Source organism: Novosphingobium sp. BL-S-32, assembly GCF_056857055.1.
This window is the reverse complement of record NZ_CM166477.1, coordinates 1,291,843-1,307,681: the sequence shown is the minus strand read 5'-3', so window position 1 is coordinate 1,307,681 and position 15,839 is coordinate 1,291,843. Positions and strand designations below refer to the sequence as shown.

General features: G+C 59.3%; 12 protein-coding genes and 2 pseudogenes. 9 read left to right on the top strand and 5 right to left on the bottom strand.

Features of this window, described 5'->3' with window-relative positions:
• Window positions 1–117 precede the first annotated feature (117 nt).
• The 5 genes and pseudogenes from AC1VVK_RS22275 (at window position 118) to AC1VVK_RS22255 (ending at window position 4,886) form a co-directional block, all read left to right on the top strand.
• Window positions 118–483 carry a hypothetical protein gene (locus AC1VVK_RS22275; RefSeq protein WP_482905371.1) on the top strand — a complete coding sequence of 122 codons (366 nt, stop codon included), beginning with the start codon at window positions 118–120 and terminating at the stop codon, window positions 481–483.
• A gap of 270 nt (window positions 484–753) precedes the next feature.
• Complete coding sequence (locus AC1VVK_RS22270) at window positions 754–2,367, top strand: hypothetical protein (protein ID WP_482905370.1); 1,614 nt, start codon at window positions 754–756, stop codon at window positions 2,365–2,367.
• Window positions 2,368–3,138: 771 nt separating this feature from the next.
• Complete coding sequence (locus AC1VVK_RS22265) at window positions 3,139–4,137, top strand: hypothetical protein (protein ID WP_482905369.1); 999 nt, start codon at window positions 3,139–3,141, stop codon at window positions 4,135–4,137.
• A 158-nt stretch (window positions 4,138–4,295) separates the two neighbouring features.
• Window positions 4,296–4,610 (top strand): annotated as a pseudogene (locus tag AC1VVK_RS22260) (Ros/MucR family transcriptional regulator); the annotation flags it as partial.
• Window positions 4,611–4,886, top strand: a complete 276-nt coding sequence (locus AC1VVK_RS22255; protein ID WP_482906782.1) for a hypothetical protein — start codon at window positions 4,611–4,613, stop codon at window positions 4,884–4,886.
• Here AC1VVK_RS22255 and AC1VVK_RS22250 read toward each other — a convergent pair.
• Window positions 4,883–5,821 carry a chromate resistance protein ChrB domain-containing protein gene (locus AC1VVK_RS22250; RefSeq protein ID WP_482905368.1) on the bottom strand — a complete coding sequence of 313 codons (939 nt, stop codon included), beginning with the start codon at window positions 5,819–5,821 and terminating at the stop codon, window positions 4,883–4,885. The genes AC1VVK_RS22255 and AC1VVK_RS22250 overlap by 4 nt on opposite strands.
• A gap of 96 nt (window positions 5,822–5,917) precedes the next feature.
• Here AC1VVK_RS22250 and AC1VVK_RS22245 point away from each other — a divergent pair, with 96 nt between their 5' ends.
• From AC1VVK_RS22245 to AC1VVK_RS22235, 3 genes are all read left to right on the top strand, one after another.
• On the top strand, window positions 5,918–6,805 hold the full coding sequence (locus tag AC1VVK_RS22245) for a DUF1259 domain-containing protein (RefSeq protein WP_482905367.1): 888 nt from the start codon (window positions 5,918–5,920) through the stop codon (window positions 6,803–6,805).
• On the top strand, window positions 6,802–8,211 hold the full coding sequence (chrA, locus tag AC1VVK_RS22240; protein ID WP_482905366.1) for a chromate efflux transporter: 1,410 nt from the start codon (window positions 6,802–6,804) through the stop codon (window positions 8,209–8,211). The genes AC1VVK_RS22245 and chrA overlap by 4 nt, the downstream gene beginning before the upstream one ends.
• A 335-nt stretch (window positions 8,212–8,546) precedes the next feature.
• Window positions 8,547–9,314, top strand: coding sequence for a YncE family protein (locus AC1VVK_RS22235; protein WP_482905365.1), 768 nt, complete (start codon window positions 8,547–8,549; stop codon window positions 9,312–9,314).
• 199 nt (window positions 9,315–9,513) lie between these two features.
• On the opposite strand, the gene AC1VVK_RS22230 is transcribed toward AC1VVK_RS22235, so the two are convergent.
• A complete protein-coding gene (locus tag AC1VVK_RS22230) occupies window positions 9,514–9,744 on the bottom strand; it encodes a hypothetical protein (protein ID WP_482905364.1) in 231 nt (76 codons plus the stop codon).
• Between the two features lie 313 nt (window positions 9,745–10,057).
• On the opposite strand from AC1VVK_RS22230, the gene AC1VVK_RS22225 reads away from it, so the two are divergent.
• A complete protein-coding gene (locus AC1VVK_RS22225; RefSeq protein WP_482905363.1) occupies window positions 10,058–10,546 on the top strand; it encodes a hypothetical protein in 489 nt (162 codons plus the stop codon).
• 2 nt (window positions 10,547–10,548) lie between these two features.
• Here AC1VVK_RS22225 and AC1VVK_RS22220 read toward each other — a convergent pair.
• The 3 genes and pseudogenes from AC1VVK_RS22220 to AC1VVK_RS22210 all read right to left on the bottom strand — a co-directional run bounded on the left by AC1VVK_RS22220 (window position 10,549) and on the right by AC1VVK_RS22210 (window position 15,612).
• Window positions 10,549–11,653, bottom strand: a pseudogene (locus AC1VVK_RS22220) (IS630 family transposase).
• 210 nt (window positions 11,654–11,863) lie between these two features.
• Window positions 11,864–12,625 (bottom strand): IS5 family transposase, encoded by a 762-nt coding sequence (locus AC1VVK_RS22215; protein ID WP_482905362.1) that lies wholly within the window; start codon window positions 12,623–12,625, stop codon window positions 11,864–11,866.
• 680 nt (window positions 12,626–13,305) lie between these two features.
• Window positions 13,306–15,612, bottom strand: a complete 2,307-nt coding sequence (locus AC1VVK_RS22210; protein WP_482905361.1) for a TonB-dependent receptor — start codon at window positions 15,610–15,612, stop codon at window positions 13,306–13,308.
• Window positions 15,613–15,839: the final 227 nt, after the last annotated feature.

The window sequence follows — 15,839 nt, the reverse complement described above, 5'->3', positions numbered from 1 at the left end:
CCTTCATTCATTTCGCGACTTTAATCTGGGCTTAACACGCAGTCATGATGAGTGTCATTATGAGCTTATCAAAATCCTGATCATGAAGCTATAAGGGAAAAGACCGTGGCGAATGTGATGATGATCGGCATCCACCCCGATGAAGTCGACTTTTCGGATCCGGCTCTCCCACCTGGCCTGGATGCAGATAAAATTCTCGCGGCTATTACTCTTAGCCTCGATCAGTTGAAGGCAGCAGGCCATGAGGCAACCGTGGTCTTCGTCTCGGCAGATGCGGCCAAGCTGGACGCGCTTGCAGAGGGCTTTGCCCGTGATGCGGTGGATTGCGTGACGATCGGCGGCGGCGTAACCCGACCTCCCAAGAATATGGAACTCCTTGAGACGGTACTGAACATCATCGCCAGTGCGACTCCGGTTCCGCGTATCGCGTTAGTAGCAAGTCCAGATCAGGCGTTGGCGGCCGTAAACCGGGTGTTACGCTAGAACGACCCATTCCGGCTGTTCAACTGCTCATTTCCTGTAACCAAGTGTGGCCCGTCTGTTTACTCATTTTGGATGCCCGAGGCAGGCCTCAGCTGGCTGGCCGCTTCGGGGCGCTCCATCGAGGATGTCGGTAATCATGTGCGGATCTTTCTCAAGGCCCATTCTGGCCGCTGAACGGCTGTCCGCCTTTGCCGAGGCAGCCTGCGGATCGAGCGCTATAATTTCTTACGGCAGCACTATGGGATTGTCGCCGCGCCGGCGCTAGTTGTAATGGTCAAGCAATCGCCTTCTGAGAAAGGAACATCAATCGTGACGCCACGTGCCGCCATCCAACAGATTGCACGCATGGTTCGGGATGATATCCGCTCGGGCGAATTCTCGCTCGGGGCTCACAGCGTCGGAGATATGCTAGCGGAGCAACCCGAAGCGTTATTGCTGGTCGTCGACCTCACTGGTGCCGAAGGGCGTAAGAAGCGGCCCGATGCAATGATGCATCACGCGTATTCTTTCATGCTCGGCCAAGCTCTCGAACAGCTACGCCAGAGAAGTGAAGCCGGCAACGGCCATGCGACCACCGCCATGGAAAATGTCCGAGCCACGATCGCTCAGCAGATGCGTACTGGCAAGCTCATGCCGACGGCAGCCATGACCCTTGTCTCGGCGTTTTCACGGGCTGGGATCGAGGTGGGAGAGGATATACGCAGCGCAATGGATCAAGCGATGGTCCAGACCGGAGCTGGCCATCAGAATCTCCCGATGGCCGATGTTGACGAGATGTTGAAGGACTTGGTGAAAGCCTGTGAGGGCGACCCGTTCCTAATTCAGAGCCAATTCGCCGAATTGACGGCAGCCATGCCTGCCGAGCTGCAACTCAGCTTGTTGGAAGGACTCATTCTCGCGGACGATTCCAGTCTTCGTGAGGCTGCTATCGGTTGGCTTCTTACAGAACATGCGATCGCTAAGCCGTTGGCTTCCATGATAGAGGAAGCCGCCAATCGAGGGCTTGTATCAGCGGCGTCAGTCACGAATCTCATGCTGATCCGCAACTGGGTGTCGGAAGATCGACGCCGTGCGATCGACGCGATCATCAGAGCCGCGCGAACTGTCGGCTCGTTGTCAGAGAAACGCCCCTCAATTCAGGTCAGGGAACTTCTGATATCTGAGCGCGATGGGGCGGGAGCCCAAAGCATATTCGCATCGATCAAGCAGGGCCGAAAGAATGCGCTAGTATCAATTCTGATCAAGCAGGGTCATGGTGTGCGGGATGCCTGGGTGGCAAGCTCGCTAAGCAGGCCCGAGATCGACGACATGCTTGACCATATTGCGTCCGAGATGTCGGTCCATGAAACGACAGCCGAAGACACGTCCATACTCTTGAGCAGCGCCTTAGCTGATGGGCCGCTTGGCTCTGCCCCCCCGTTTGGCCTCGTTCAGGCAATCAACCTGATCGGGCTCTCGGATGTAGCGCCCAAGCCTGTCTCGGTGGACGATCTAGTTTCCTCGATGCTCACGGGCGCCGGCGCTGCAGCAATCGATGCCAAGGCGGTGGAGAGGGCAGTGCGCGCCTCCGGCCGGTGGCTGGCGACCAACCCTCAGCTAGATTCCTGGTTTGAGAATGGCGACGACGTTGCCGCAACGATCAAAGGTAAGCGCAAGATCGAAGACCGGATCGCCGCGATTATCGAGAACGTGCTGGAACCAAAGCGGGCCTATTGGGCCAGCGTCCTCGCTTGGAATGCATTCGCGCAGCGAGGTGACGACCACGGTTCGGACTGGATCGAAATGGCACTTGTCGCTCATGCGATGGCTTCGGAACGACCCCTGACAGAAATTCCACTAGCGCGCTTCATCGCCGTGCAAACGGAGGCAGCGGCCCGGAACTGATGGGCGAGGCAACTAGGCCAAGGCCGCGCCGGCCGGAAGTTGTTCCCAACAAAATCGACCCATCGTTGCCGCTCAGGGCCGTTGTCTGACTTCCCGAAAGCGAAAATATTTTTCAGCTGCGCGCGGAGCACTCCTTGTCGGAAAAGTGGCACGATCCGGTCAGTCCGCTTCCGGACGGCATTTGGCTGGAGTGGACGTTCGTTCAAGCTTTAGCGCGCTTGCTTTGGGAGTAAGATGTCACAGGTTCGCATCCTATCTCCCGGCCCAACTTTGCCAATGACTTAGACTCCCCCTTGGGGGTGCGGTTTACAGGAGGTTTACACCTTCAGGCTATTTCGTGGCGGCCGCCGGAAACTCGAACAGGAGTTTGCGGCCAGCTTCGAGGCATGGGAATTCTACTTCGCCAGCGGCGGAGACGAGGTTCCCAACGAGGTAGCCCAGCGCAAGACGAAGAGCCGCATAGCGGTGCGGGCCAAGGCAAAGGCGAAGCCCGAGCCTCGTTCTCCCCCGCCAAAGGCGCTTTGAGCGAACTTCATAAACCTGTCTGTCCCGCGCAGCCGGACTGCAATCTAGTACATTTCAGTATAGTGCTGATCTCCAAGTCTTTTGCTTATTCCCTCTCGGGATTAGAAGCGATAAATTAAATCGACATACAAATATAAAATCACAAAGCGCCAAAACCTTAGATTATAGATTGAATGCTTCGATCAATATACATTGCGAATCGTAGTAATTTTCCGGATCATTGCCCCGTAAAAAAGGGGTATCATCATGGCAAGCAATTCATCTACCCAGACAGATGAACCGTCGCTTCGTTCATTCGAGATACCGCCCGCATTCGTGAAACCGGCGATCGTCATGTGCCGCTACTTCAACACGATGCTCGATGCGGTCTTCTACGATGTGCCCGCCCTGCTCTCCGATCTCCACGCCGAGGATGTGGTTGTCGAGACGTCGCCGACGAGCAACGAGAAGATCCCATCGCGAATCCTCGATCTCGGCGCGCTCGGCAATCCCGAAGGATGCCTGCTGCTGATCGACACGAGAACGCGGCCATACGTCCACCGTTTCGACAGCGTCGAAGCCTTCCTGGAATCCCCGCATCCCGAAACCCGCAAGGTCGACGTCGTGACCATTACCGGTGTCGGCAGTTCCGCACTCGGAAGTGCGGCGATGGGCTGGAACGTCTCGAAGGCGCTCGGCGCACCGGTGCTTGCCATTGTGCCGGGATACGGCCTTGCCGACATGGTCCTTCAGGGGCTCGGCGGCTGGTTCGGTTTCGGGATGCATGACTGGCTCGGTACAAAGACCACGGTCCAGACGGCGATCGCCAATGTCGCGCCTGAGAACGCCAGGATCGGCCGCATGCTCGCAGGCTCGGTGTCCGATGCCAGGACCCTCAACGGCGCCCCGGTCTTCCGCCATGGCTCAGGCTCGTCGGACGTCCTCCATGCCCTGATCCGTGACCGGGTGAGTCCGTTCAGGCTGCTTGTCGGACACAGCAAGGGCGCGCTTCAGATCGGCAATGCGGTCGCCTCGCTCGACGGCGAAAAGACGAAAGACCTCGAGATCGTCACTCTGGGATGTCCGATCCGCAGGACGCAGGGAACCGGCAAGTATGCGCAGTACCTCGGTGTGTTCGACGCGCTCGGCCAGCTCAACATGTGGGGTAACCTGCCAAGCGAGTGGGTCCTCACCTGGCACTCCACCAACCCCTGGCTACCGCCTTCCATGTATCCCGGCGAGCTGGCAGTGCGAAAGCCCAGTTGAGAGCGGGCAACCCTCATCACTGAATAAACGGCGCGCTCCCGCTTTTTGTCCGCATCCTCTGGGGCCGGCCGAGCGAATAGTTTGATATTAGTCGCTTTACATATGAGTGAAGGAACACGCATACATTCCGACGGGTAACCCAGGGATAATTTAAACTGATGCAAGACAGACTTCTCGATCTGACTTCGATCATCGTTTCTGCGCACATCGGCAACAATGCTGTTTCGGCCGATGAACCTCCTGGACTTATAGGGTCAATCTACGGTTCACTCTCTTTGCTCGGGAAGGAGCCGGGACCTGCGGAGCCGGAACTCACCCCTGCGGTTTCGATCCGCGCCTCCCTCAAACCTGACGCGATCACCTGTCTTGAATGTGGAGCCAGGTAGAAAACGCTGAAACGGCATCTCCGCAGCCAGCATGATCTGTCCGCGGAAGAGTACCGCGCTCGGTGGAAACTACAGCCTGATTATCCCATGATTTCGGCAAATTATGCTAAAAATCGTGTGGAACCGGCATTACGGATCGGCCTCGGGAGGAAAAAAGACCTCAAAAAGAAGGCAGTTGCGGCCGCTTCAACTGGGTCCTCCTCATCAGCCTCCTCCTCGAAGGCCGCGCCGATGAAGGCCACCCTCTTGAAGGCGCGCAAGCTTGAGGGCGCCGTACCGCAGGTCGCCAAAGTTCCCAAACCGGCAGCCGCGGCCAAGGCGAAACGTAAAATGGCAAGCAAGCTCAACGCCGAGGCGGTCTAAACCGGCAGCCTCAACTTAGAGCCGTCATACATCTCGTCCAGCAACGCCGAGCCTGCGGCAAGTCGGTCCTCGTCGTCTTCGTGCAGCCTGCAGATGCGAACAATCGCATCAGAAAGCGCCGCTGCGCCTGGATGATCGTACTTGCCATCCTCGATATCGAGCTGGTGGATGATCACGGCGATCTCGCAAAGGCCGGGATCAACGCTTATCCCGCTACGCTTCAGCAAGGTTTCGAAAGAGCAATTGTCGCCCTCGTGCGTGAATTCGCCGTCGACGATGTCGAACCGGAGTTCCCGACGCTGATGTACGTAACGGGCGGGATCTACGAAGCGGAAGTGCGGCCGTGGGTCGATGAAGCGGCGGATCAGCCAGGCCGATGCAATCCTGTCAATGCCCAGGCCTCGACGAGTTACCCACGTGCGGCCATGCAGTTCCTTGACGCGATAGGCTTCACCTGGAGCCGCGCGGCCGACATCAGGATGACGCAGGGTCGCCTCGACAAGAGAGCGCATGATCTCTTCCGCGCGATCTCGCCAACCCGTCGTCACGAATTCGATGGCGGTTATGGCATCCAATCTCCGGCGCATCCTAGCCACCGATGACGCCTTGACGTCGCCAGCCAGAAGCAGCTTGACCTCGGCGGCCCAGCTTTCGAAATCTGCCGATCTTGCGGTCCGGAAGAGTTCCGCCGGATCCTCGCTTCCCTCAAGGATCGCACCGGATATGATCGACGCCTGTCCGCCCCCGGCGACGGCGTCTTGAAGAGCGAGCTTGAAAATGTCGCGGTGCGCCGGCTCGTCGGGCATAAGGTGGGCGCCGCTCGCCAGCGACACTGCGCCGGCCTCGCGCAGGCGGCGCCAAATCTTGACCCGCGTGTAGGCGGGCTGTGACGGGAGTTGCATCGCCAGAACGAGCCAGGGCTGTGTATCGGTCATGATACGATCATATCTTGGCCTGCATCTGCCGGAAAGCTTGAACCCGCCGAGTCGCAGTTTTAGCCCTCTTTCCGATCCTGGCGATGGAGGTATCCGGTGAGCACTTCGCGTTTTCGCATTGGGTTGGCCCGCCTTGCACAGGCGATAGAATCGCCGGCGGTTGCAGCGCCTGACTGGAAAGCTGTCGGATTGGCGCTGGGCAAACCGGGCGCCCTACAGGCAGACGGCGTCTATCATGTCGAATTTCCCCGCCCCGACCTGCACATCATGGACGATGGCATTGCGATTAAACCAGGCTCGGTGCTGTGTTCATGGGTTGCCTTTCATGAGAAGGATGATCTGTCGATGGTCATGGGCGACCTCGTGCTTTCCCACGATGAAGTTATTCCGGTGATGCGCTCGCTGGAGGCCAAAGGGATTAAGGTCAGCGCGCTTCGCAATCATCTGCTGCGTTCGCGCCTGGCGACGATGTATATGCACTTCGAGGGGCACGGCGATCCAGTGAAGCTCGCAGCAGCTATCCAGGCAGCACTTCGGCTCAGCAAAACGCCGTTCACGGCATCGACGTATGCCGCTTCCATGTTTTTGCTCGACCTCGATACTGCCGGTATCGACGCGATCATGCGGGCCAAGGGCAATCCAACCGGCGGGGTCTATCTGTTCGAGATCGCGCGAAAGGCAGCGCCGAAAGCTTATGGGATAATGCTTCCGAACCCGATGGGATCGGCATTCGCGATCAAATTTCGGCCCATGGGCGGCGGGAAGGCGGCCATAAACGGCGATTTCATGCTGACCGCCGGTGAGGTCAATCCCGTAATCCGCACGCTTCAGGCGGGCGGGATCAAGGTCCCGTCTCTACACAATCACTTGCTTAAAAGTGGCCCTCGTCTTTTCTTCATGCATTTCTGGGCCAACGACGATGCGCTCAAGCTCGCCAGGACGCTACGCAGCGCGCTGGACAAGGTGGAGGCATCCGCACCATGACCTTCGCTCTGGCAACCCAAGAGACGAACCGAACCTCCGAAGCGCCGCACGGCATCCCATTCGGTGAAGCAGTCCGCGTATGGGCCCGGATCGCCTGTCTTAGCTTCGGCGGACCCGCAGGCCAGATCGCCGTCATGCACCGGATCCTGATCGACGAGAAGAAGTGGATCGGCGAGGAGCGTTTCCTCCACGCGCTCAACTTCTGCATGCTGCTGCCCGGTCCCGAGGCCCAGCAACTGGCCATCTACATCGGTTGGCTCCTTCACAAGGTGAAAGGTGGACTGGTTGCGGGGATACTTTTCGTGCTGCCCGGAGCGTTGTCGATCATGGCGCTGTCCTGGATTTACGTCCTACTCGGACGCGTCGCACCCGTCGCCGCGCTGTTTTTCGGGCTTAAGGCGGCTGTGGTCGCCATTGTCTTTCAGGCCGTGCTGCGGATCGGCTCACGCGCCCTTGATAATCGAACGCGTTGGTTCATAGCCGGCACATCTTTTGCGTTGCTGTTCTTCTTCAAAGTGCCGTTCCCGATCGTCATTCTTGCGGCCGGCTTGGTTGGCTGGAGCGCTAGCCGTCTAGGCGTTAAAGCATTTCAGCGCGGCGGTGATGGCCACGCCAAACCAGGATCGCTGCGGGACGAGGACAGCGCGCTTGGCGTAGAGATCCCCGATCACGCCAGCACCGGGTTAGGAGCCATTGCCGGAGTGTCCGCAATTCTTATGGTCGCCTGGTTCTTGCCGCTACTGGCCGTAATCACCTTTGCTCCGGCGGACAGTGCATTCGCAGAAGTGGGCACCTTCTTCTCCAAGATGGCGATGCTGACTTTCGGCGGCGCTTACGCCGTGCTGGCCTGGGTCGGGCAGGCTGCGGTCGATCATTATCACTGGCTTACGCCGCCTGAGATGCTCGATGGTCTCGGCCTAGCGGAAAGTACGCCGGGTCCGCTGATCATGGTCACCCAATACGTCGGCTTCCTGGCGACCTATCGCCACCCTGGCATGCTGTCGCCACTTCTCGCCGGAACGCTGGGCGGTCTGCTGACCACCTGGGTCACGTTCGCCCCCTGCTTCCTCTGGATCTTCGTAGGCGCGCCATTCATCGAACGCATGCGGACTAACCATGCGCTTGCTGCCGCGCTTTCGGCGATCACGGCGGCAGTGGTCGGTGTAATCCTGAACCTCGCGCTGTGGTTTGCACTTCACTACTGGTTTGCCGATGTCAGCGAGCACCGCCTTGGCATCCTGACGCTGCCGGTGCCCGATCTCGCGACTGTCGACTGTTTCGCTCTGGGGCTTTCTATAGTGGCGCTGATCGCCATCACCCGGTTCAAGTTCAGCACATTTGCCATCCTGGGGTTGTGCTCGCTGGTCGGCCTTACCCGGCTCTTCCTGTTGTCACGCGGAATTTGACGGCCACACGCAATATCTTGGTATTGGGGGCGGCCGTAGTGATGTTGACTCCCGGCGCATGCACTGGGTCGCCGCCGTCCTTCAAGGCAACCGAGCAACGGTCCCGCTCGTTCTTCGGAAGGTGATCCCGTTACCCGAGACCAAGGGTAGGATTGATCACCTTGCGATCGATCTTCCCGGTCAGCGTCTGTTCGTTGCTGAAGTTGCCAATCGCACGGTGGATATTATCGATTTGTCAAGCGAACCGCAGATTTGACCCCTCGTGTTGCCACACCGAAGATTGTTACCGAGCTTAGCGGCTGCGAGATGCGCTATCCGCCGCGGCGGGTGGTGATATGGCGAGGCTCTTCATCCAGTCCCCGCCAAGGATGATCTGTCCGGTTATTTCTGCACGCCATACCTTCACGGCCTTTTGCACCGTCCTCGCGCTTTTGTGCGTGAAGCGCGATGGATCGGTCCACTTTTATGGCGCCAAAGGAAATGAGATTGCATCGCTCCAACTGGGCGACGACGCCGACAATGTGAGGGTTGATCGTCGTAGTGGTCAGGTCGTTGTCGGTTACGGTTCGGGCGGCTTGGCAACAATTGATCCACGCACGCACAGAATCCTGAACCGCATGACCTTCAAAGGACATCCCGAAGGCTTCAGCCTCTCTGGTAACAAGGCGTTCGTGAATGTGCCGGATGACGGAGCGATCCTGAGGATCGACCGCGATGGAGGAAAGGTCGAGGCGCGGTGGCCGACCGGCGCGCACAGGTTGAATTTCCCGATGGCCCTCGATCCGGCGGGAAGAACGGCAACGATTGCCTATCGTCTTCCGGCCGGTTTGGTGCGGCTCGACACGACAACCGGGAAAGTGCTCGCAAGCCAGCTGATTTGGGGAGGCTCTGACGATCTCTTTCTCGATGTGGATCGGGTGATTGACGTTTGCGGGTCTGGCCATGTCGATCTGGTTCGGAGCGATAAGCTCGCGGCCCGGGTCAATACCAGCAATGGCGCCCGTACCGGTCTGTTTGTCCCGGAACTTCGCACGCTGTTCGTCGCGGCGCCGGATCGAGCGAAATCCGCAGCGATTTTCGATCTGGGAGTCCGTAACCGCTGACCTACGAATTCCGCGGGATTGACGCTTTGGATTCACAGAGAGCTGAAGGCTAAGGGCAACTCGCTCAATTTCCAGAAGCGGGCGGACGGCAAACGGCCAGAACTCCCCATGAACGGCCGCATTAATGTAGGGCAAGTTTCGGGGAGGGCGCTTGCCCCGTCTATGTCCGTTATGTCGGCGGCTAAAACCCGTTAGGTGCTCAATCGGCGGTCACGATCGAATGTTCAAGCCGAACATCGTCAAGCAATCGCTCGATTGCAGCGCGCTGCGCATCGGTGCCACCAAGCCTGACATCCCAATTGCAATGGGCATGCGTCGCCATATCGCGCACGATGAGCTTGCCAAGCGCCCGCCGCCATGTCTGGGACGTGCCGCCTCTCTCCCGCATGAGACGGGCAATGAGCAGAAGTTCGAGGTCGGAAGCAGTCATACACACCGCTTAGTCGTAGCCGGCGGCTAAGCAAGCAGAGCTTCGCTCGCAAGCGTGACGGATCGACGGCAGGCTTCGAGAATCAGTCGCGGAGCCGCCGACGTCTGCTCTGTCGGCGATGGTCGAGAGGTCCTGTTTCCGCCGAGGCCGACTTCTTGCCATCCACCAATTGCAATCCGCCTGATCATCGTCCTTCGAGTAGCGCTTCGGCATTGACACCGACTTGGCCTGAGGAGCGGTCAGTCAATCTCAGACCGCTTCCCGTCTCTCCAAAGATGCCTATCCGTTTCAGCGGGAGCATGGAAAAGCGGAGATGACTATGAGCACCTGTTCACCGGAGCGCCGAGATCACGATATTCCCCTGACTGATGAGGCCGTTCTCCATAAGGATGTTCATCTCGGACTGCAGATCTGCCGAGCCAACAGTCTATCGCTCACGCGGCTTCAGCTTGCGCTGAGAAAGGACGACAGGCGCTGCGTGCTGGAAGCGATCGACCGGCTGCATGACCTGGATGCCCAGATCGGCCGTTTGCTCGAACGACTGCCCATATCCGCCAACGATGATCTGGAAACCCAAGCGATCTGCAAATATATCGACGATCAAAGGATGGCGGTCGCGTTTGAAAGGCTTGCGCTTGTAAGTCAGGTAAGCGGTCCGGATATGCTATCGCCCACCGGCCACTGGAGCGTCCCAAATCAGTCGAGAACGCCCGACGGGCGTTCTACCGAACAAGCTGGTTTACCGACCGCAACGGACCGGCAGCTCTCGCCCAAAACACTGGGCTTCGTACTAGTCATGTGAATCTAAAATTCGCCACATAACGTTCGTTCGGTGGCCTGGCAGAAGCGCTTGACCGATGCGAGTATCTCATCGGCAGATTTGGTCCATCGATATGGTTTCGGGTTTTCGTTGTGTCGCTCGATGAAGGAGCAGGATGTCCTGCTCGAGCTGGCTGGTCGAGGTGTGTACGCCGCGGCGCAGCTGCTTGCGTGTCAGTTCGGCGAACCAGCGCTCGACCTGGTTGATCCACGACGCCGAGGTCGGCGTGAAATGGACGTGGTAGTGTGGCCGACGAGCGAGCCATGCTCGGACCGACGCGGTTTTGTGAGTCGCGTAGTTATCCATGACGATATGGATGTCGAGATCGGGAGGCACCCGCGCGTCGATCTGCTTGAGGAAGTCGAGAAATTCGGTCGCCCGGTGGCGCTTGTAGCATTTGCCGATCACGAAGCCTGACGCGATGTCGAGCGCGGCGAACAACGTGGTCGTGCCGTGGCGGACGTAGCTGTGGGTGCGGCGCTCCGGCACACCGGGCATCATCGGCAGGACCGGCTGCTCGCGGTCAAGCGCCTGGATCTGAGACTTCTCGTCGACGCTAAGAACGAGTGCGCGGTTGGGTGGCGACAAATAGAGGCCAACGATATCGCGGACCTTGTCGACGAAAAGCGGATCGCTCGAGAGCTTGAAGGTCTCCGAGCGGTGCGGCTGCAAGCCGAAGGCCGTCCAGATGCGCCGGATGGTGGTATGGGAGAAGCCGGTCGCACCGGCCATTGAGCGGATCGACCAGTGCGTTGCATCGGCGGGCGTCGAGCGCAGCGTGCGCTCGATCACGGCGGCAACCTGATCGTCGTCGATCGTCCGTGGCCTCCCAGGTCGGGCCTCGTCCAGCAGCCCTTCGATACGATCCTTCAGGAAGCGCCGCCGCCATTTCCCGACCGTGTGTTCGTGCACGCCCAGCTCGGCAGCAACGACCTTGCTTGGGAGGCCGTCAGCGCAGCGTAGAATGATCCGGCATCGTTCAGACATCGAGCGGGCTATCCGGTGCCGGCGGACTTGCCGCTCCAGATACTCCCGCTCCTCGGCCTCCAAAACCAGAGGTGTTGTTGGTCGACCACTTGCATTTGCCATGCCGCTCTCCCCATCTACCAACACAGCATACAATGTGCCTTACTTCAGTTCCAGATGACTAGCGCTTTTGGTGTTTGCTGCTGTAGTCAGCGTGATCATTTTTACTTCAGGCGTTTAGGGCAACATTGCAAGAGTGAGCAGTTCGTGATCCAATTGTCGCCATCCTGGGCCGGCACCTTAGTATCTGATTCAAAATTATCCGGCATAATTTCATGATCTTGCGATGCGGCGGGTAAAGAGCTGGATCGACGCGATAAAGAGCCATGCGGTTGCAGACGCGATGGTCTGCTCGCAGTCTTTTGCGAGCCGGCGGTTTCGGCTGATCCATGCGAGGGTCCGTTCGACGACCCATCGCCGAGGCAGCACCTCGAAGCCCTTGGCGGTGTCGGATCGCTTGACGATCGCAATGGTCCACTTGCCGATGCGGCGCAGTGCGTCCTTGAGCTTGGTTCCGGCATAGCCTCCATCAGCGAACACATGGCGTAGCCAAGGGAAGCGGCCGACGATTTCGGCGAGCACCAGCGGCGCGCCAACGCGATCCTGGATGTCGGCGGTGTGGATCACGGCGTGGACGAGATTGCCTTCGGTGTTGGTCAGGATGTGCCGCTTGCGCCCGTTGACCTTCTTGCCGGCGTCATACCCCCGTGGCCCGCCGCTTTGCGTGGTTTTCGTGCTCTGGCTGTCGATCACGCCAGCGCTGGGCGACGCCTCGCGGCCCTGCGCCTCGCGCGCCACCATCAGCAAGGTGCGGTTGATCGTCAGCCACAGGCCGTTCTCGCGCCAGAGGTAAAACCAGTGCCGCACAGTCGAAACCGGAGGATAGCACGGCGGCAACATCCGCCATGGCAGGCCGCCATGCAGCAGATACAGGATCGCCTCGACAATCCGCCGGATCGGCCACTTGCGAGGCCGTCCGACATGCGATGCGGGAGGAAGCAGCGGCTCTAGAACCGCCCACTCGGCATCGGTCATATCGCTTGGCAAAGCTAGCCCGCTTCGCGCATGTAGGGCGCGAGTGGTGTCGGTCTACATCGTTGAATCCACGGTAGTTTTTGGCGAAACCCCCTGAATCAACGACGGGTTCAGTCGTCAAGCTAACCTGCTGATACCACTCAACTTAGTTTTCGATCAGGCACTAAGACGAAGGTGTTGCGCCCCTCGAGGTGGAAGCTCCAGCCATGAAAACCGCATGTGATCGAGCGGCGGTTGCCCGAGGCCGAATGCTGGGCAGATTGACTGAAGGTTGACGAAATCGGAGAAATTGTCCGTCCAGATTTAGGGTAAATTCGCTCGAACGTGAACGGGGGATAGAGTGTCAAACTCGCCTGACTACGCTCCGATTCGTCGCGCCCATGGCTCCTATATGGCTCCCAGACCAATTTCTTGAGATTCGAGACCAAACGGGGACTAAATTCATTCTAGTGATAAATATCGATAAACTTAGATCCCTGCTGGTTTGGGGCGGTTCATCGCACGCTATAAGAGTCAGATGTTCGCGCGGCTCATTGGTGAGCCGAACGTACCGCAGGACATTGCCGGGGCGTGGTTCGCTCCTGATCCGCCGCACGTCAATCCATTGCCGGCGGATATTCGCCGGAACGGAGGCTGACGGGAAGCGGCGGCGGGCCTTCCAGCCTGCCGCCGATCCATCCTCAGAACTTCACGCCGAAAGTCACGCCGTAAGTCGCCGGTGCGGCCCAGACGCTGCCGATGCCCAGCGATGCGTAGTTGACCGCCGAACGATAGCGGTGATCGGTCACGTTCTCTCCGAAGAGAGCGAGCGAGTACTTGTCGGAAGCATCATTCCATTCGGCGCGCAGGCCAAGCTGGGCGTAGTCACCCTGCTTGAACTGCTGGGCAATGCCGAAATAGAACGACGAGGTGTAGTAGAGATTACCCGAAAGCGTGAGCCTTCCGCCAGCCAGATCGAGTCCATAGGACGCCGCGAGGTTAGCCGTGATCTCCGGCGAGCGCTGCATCTTGAAGCCGCTGGCGTCGGTGGTGGTTTCGACCAGTGCACCCGCTCCGAGGCCCCCGAACTCAGGAGGCGTGCAGGCGACCGGCGTAGTGCCGAACGCTGCTGCGGGATCGCAGAACTGGTAGAACGGCGCGTTGGGGAACTTCTTGTATCGCGCATGGGTCCAGGCGACGCCTGCGGACACCGTGAAGTCCGAAGTGACGTGCCCGCTCACCTGGCCTTCGAGGCCGTAGATCTCGGAACTGGCGGCATTGGTGATCCGCGCGGTACCGGCCTGGAAGCTCGATACCTGGAGGTTCTTGTAGTCGTAGTAGAACCCGGACAGATCGGCCGACAGCCAGCCCTTGGCGTACTTGTAGCCCAGTTCGTAAGCATTGATCGTCTCGGGCTTCACCGGGCGGTAGGAATAGCCGCCGACGTTTAGCAAGCCGGCTTTGTAGCCCTGCGTGAACGAGGCATAGATGCTCGATTCGTCGTTCGGTTTGAAGCGCAGCACGGCGCGGGGCGTGACGCGATTGTTAGTGAGCTTCGGCACGTCGTAGCGGGTATAGAGCGGCACTTCGGAATAGGGCGGGAAGGCCACGGGATTGCCGTTAGCGTCTTCATAAACTGAAGCGGTTAGCGCACGTTCGAAGTAGGCGTCGTCCACCCAGTCATGGCTGTAGCGCGCGCCCGCTGTCAGGAAGAGCTGCGGCGTGATCTCGTACGTGGCGTCGGCGAAGACCGCGATCGACTGCGTGAGCGTGCCGGACTCGCCGTTGCGGACGAACGGCGCAGTGCCAAGCTTGGCATAAGTCGGCCAGGTATCGCGGTTGTTGAAGTAATAGGCGCCAGTTGTCCATTGCAGGCGCGAGCCCGGCTTCGAGTTCAGCAGCAGTTCCTGCGTGAAGGTCTTGCTGTTGGAACCGATGCGGATGGTGAAGATCGGCAGCGCGGTGGCGTCAAGGTCCTGTACACTGGTGACCCGCTCATCGCGGTACTGCGTATAAGACGTGAGGTCCGCGAAACCGAGGTTCGCCTTGATCGTGCCCTGGATAGCGTCGGTGTTGGTTGTCGCGCCGATGCCGTCGGTGGGATTGAGCGCCACCTGATTGGGTTTGGTCGCGTAATATCCGGTCGGGGTGTACTGATAGATCCACTTCGTGCCGTCTTCGTCGACGAAGGCGTTGTGCATCAGCGCCGAGGGATCGTCGGACTGCGAGTGGGTATAGCGCAGCAGGAAGCTGACGTCGGGAGAAACCTCGACCTTCAGGCCGGTGCGCACCGACCAGCGGTTGTACTGTCCGATCTTGTCGTTGTTATCGATAATGTTGGTCTGGAAACCGTCACCACGGCGATAGAGGCCCTCGACATCGAACGCGACGCCCGGCGCGATGGCGGAAGTGCCGTAACCCTGCACTTCGACCGTGTTGAAGCGGCCATAGGACACACGCATTTCGCCGCCCGGCTTCTCGCTGGGATCGGCAGTGGTGATGAGAATCGCGCCGCCCGTGGTGTTGCGGCCGAACAGGGTGCCCTGCGGGCCCTTGAGCACCTGCACCGACTGCACTTTCATCAGCTGGAAGTCGGTCGAAGCCGCGCTCGGCAGGAAGAAGCCGTCAAGGTAAGTGGCGACGTTGGGACCGCCGCCCGAAGTGGTGATTGCCGTGCCAACGCCGCGAATGGTGGGCTGAGTGTAGACGCCGGACTTGTCGAACCGCAGCGCAGGGACGACCCGCGACAGATCGGAAAGCTGGCGCACGCCGGCATCGGTCAGCGTCTGGCTGCTGACCGAGGTGATCGTGATCGGCACGTCAAGCTGGCGTTCCGAACGGCGCTGCGCGGTGACGTAGATCTCGCCGGACGGCGTCGGTTCGGATGCCGTCTGGGACGCTGCTTGAGTCGCCGTCTGTCCAGCATCCTGAGCCGCCGCCTGTTGCGCCAACATCGCAGTTGCCAACACTACTGCGGACGATGCGCAGCGCCAGAAATTGATCGACATGTTTTCCCTCCCCTGATTGTTGCCCGCCATTTCAGCGGTATCTGCCTTTGGCCTTTGCATTAGCTCACGTTCGGACAAAGTTTCGCGATAGCCATATCGCTATGGCGTTTTACGGGCAGCTCCGTTGCGGAAGGGCCATTAGCCTTAGGGGGGTGAGCCTATTTTTATGGCGCGGCTTTGGGCGACAGGCTTTTCCGGCCTCGGATATAGAAAGCCCCCACAAGCGA

What these genes read in the sequence shown, in the direction of transcription:
- AC1VVK_RS22275 (WP_482905371.1), top strand. Translation starts at nt 118, where the DNA reads ATGATGATCGGCATCCACCCCGATGAAGTCGACTTTTCGGATCCGGCT.
- AC1VVK_RS22270 (WP_482905370.1), top strand. Translation starts at nt 754, where the DNA reads ATGGTCAAGCAATCGCCTTCTGAGAAAGGAACATCAATCGTGACGCCA.
- AC1VVK_RS22265 (WP_482905369.1), top strand. Translation starts at nt 3,139, where the DNA reads ATGGCAAGCAATTCATCTACCCAGACAGATGAACCGTCGCTTCGTTCA.
- AC1VVK_RS22255 (WP_482906782.1), top strand. Translation starts at nt 4,611, where the DNA reads ATGATTTCGGCAAATTATGCTAAAAATCGTGTGGAACCGGCATTACGG.
- AC1VVK_RS22250 (WP_482905368.1), bottom strand. Translation starts at nt 5,821, where the DNA reads ATGACCGATACACAGCCCTGGCTCGTTCTGGCGATGCAACTCCCGTCA.
- chrA (WP_482905366.1), top strand. Translation starts at nt 6,802, where the DNA reads ATGACCTTCGCTCTGGCAACCCAAGAGACGAACCGAACCTCCGAAGCG.
- AC1VVK_RS22235 (WP_482905365.1), top strand. Translation starts at nt 8,547, where the DNA reads ATGGCGAGGCTCTTCATCCAGTCCCCGCCAAGGATGATCTGTCCGGTT.
- AC1VVK_RS22230 (WP_482905364.1), bottom strand. Translation starts at nt 9,744, where the DNA reads ATGACTGCTTCCGACCTCGAACTTCTGCTCATTGCCCGTCTCATGCGG.
- AC1VVK_RS22225 (WP_482905363.1), top strand. Translation starts at nt 10,058, where the DNA reads ATGACTATGAGCACCTGTTCACCGGAGCGCCGAGATCACGATATTCCC.
- AC1VVK_RS22215 (WP_482905362.1), bottom strand. Translation starts at nt 12,625, where the DNA reads ATGACCGATGCCGAGTGGGCGGTTCTAGAGCCGCTGCTTCCTCCCGCA.
- AC1VVK_RS22210 (WP_482905361.1), bottom strand. Translation starts at nt 15,612, where the DNA reads ATGTCGATCAATTTCTGGCGCTGCGCATCGTCCGCAGTAGTGTTGGCA.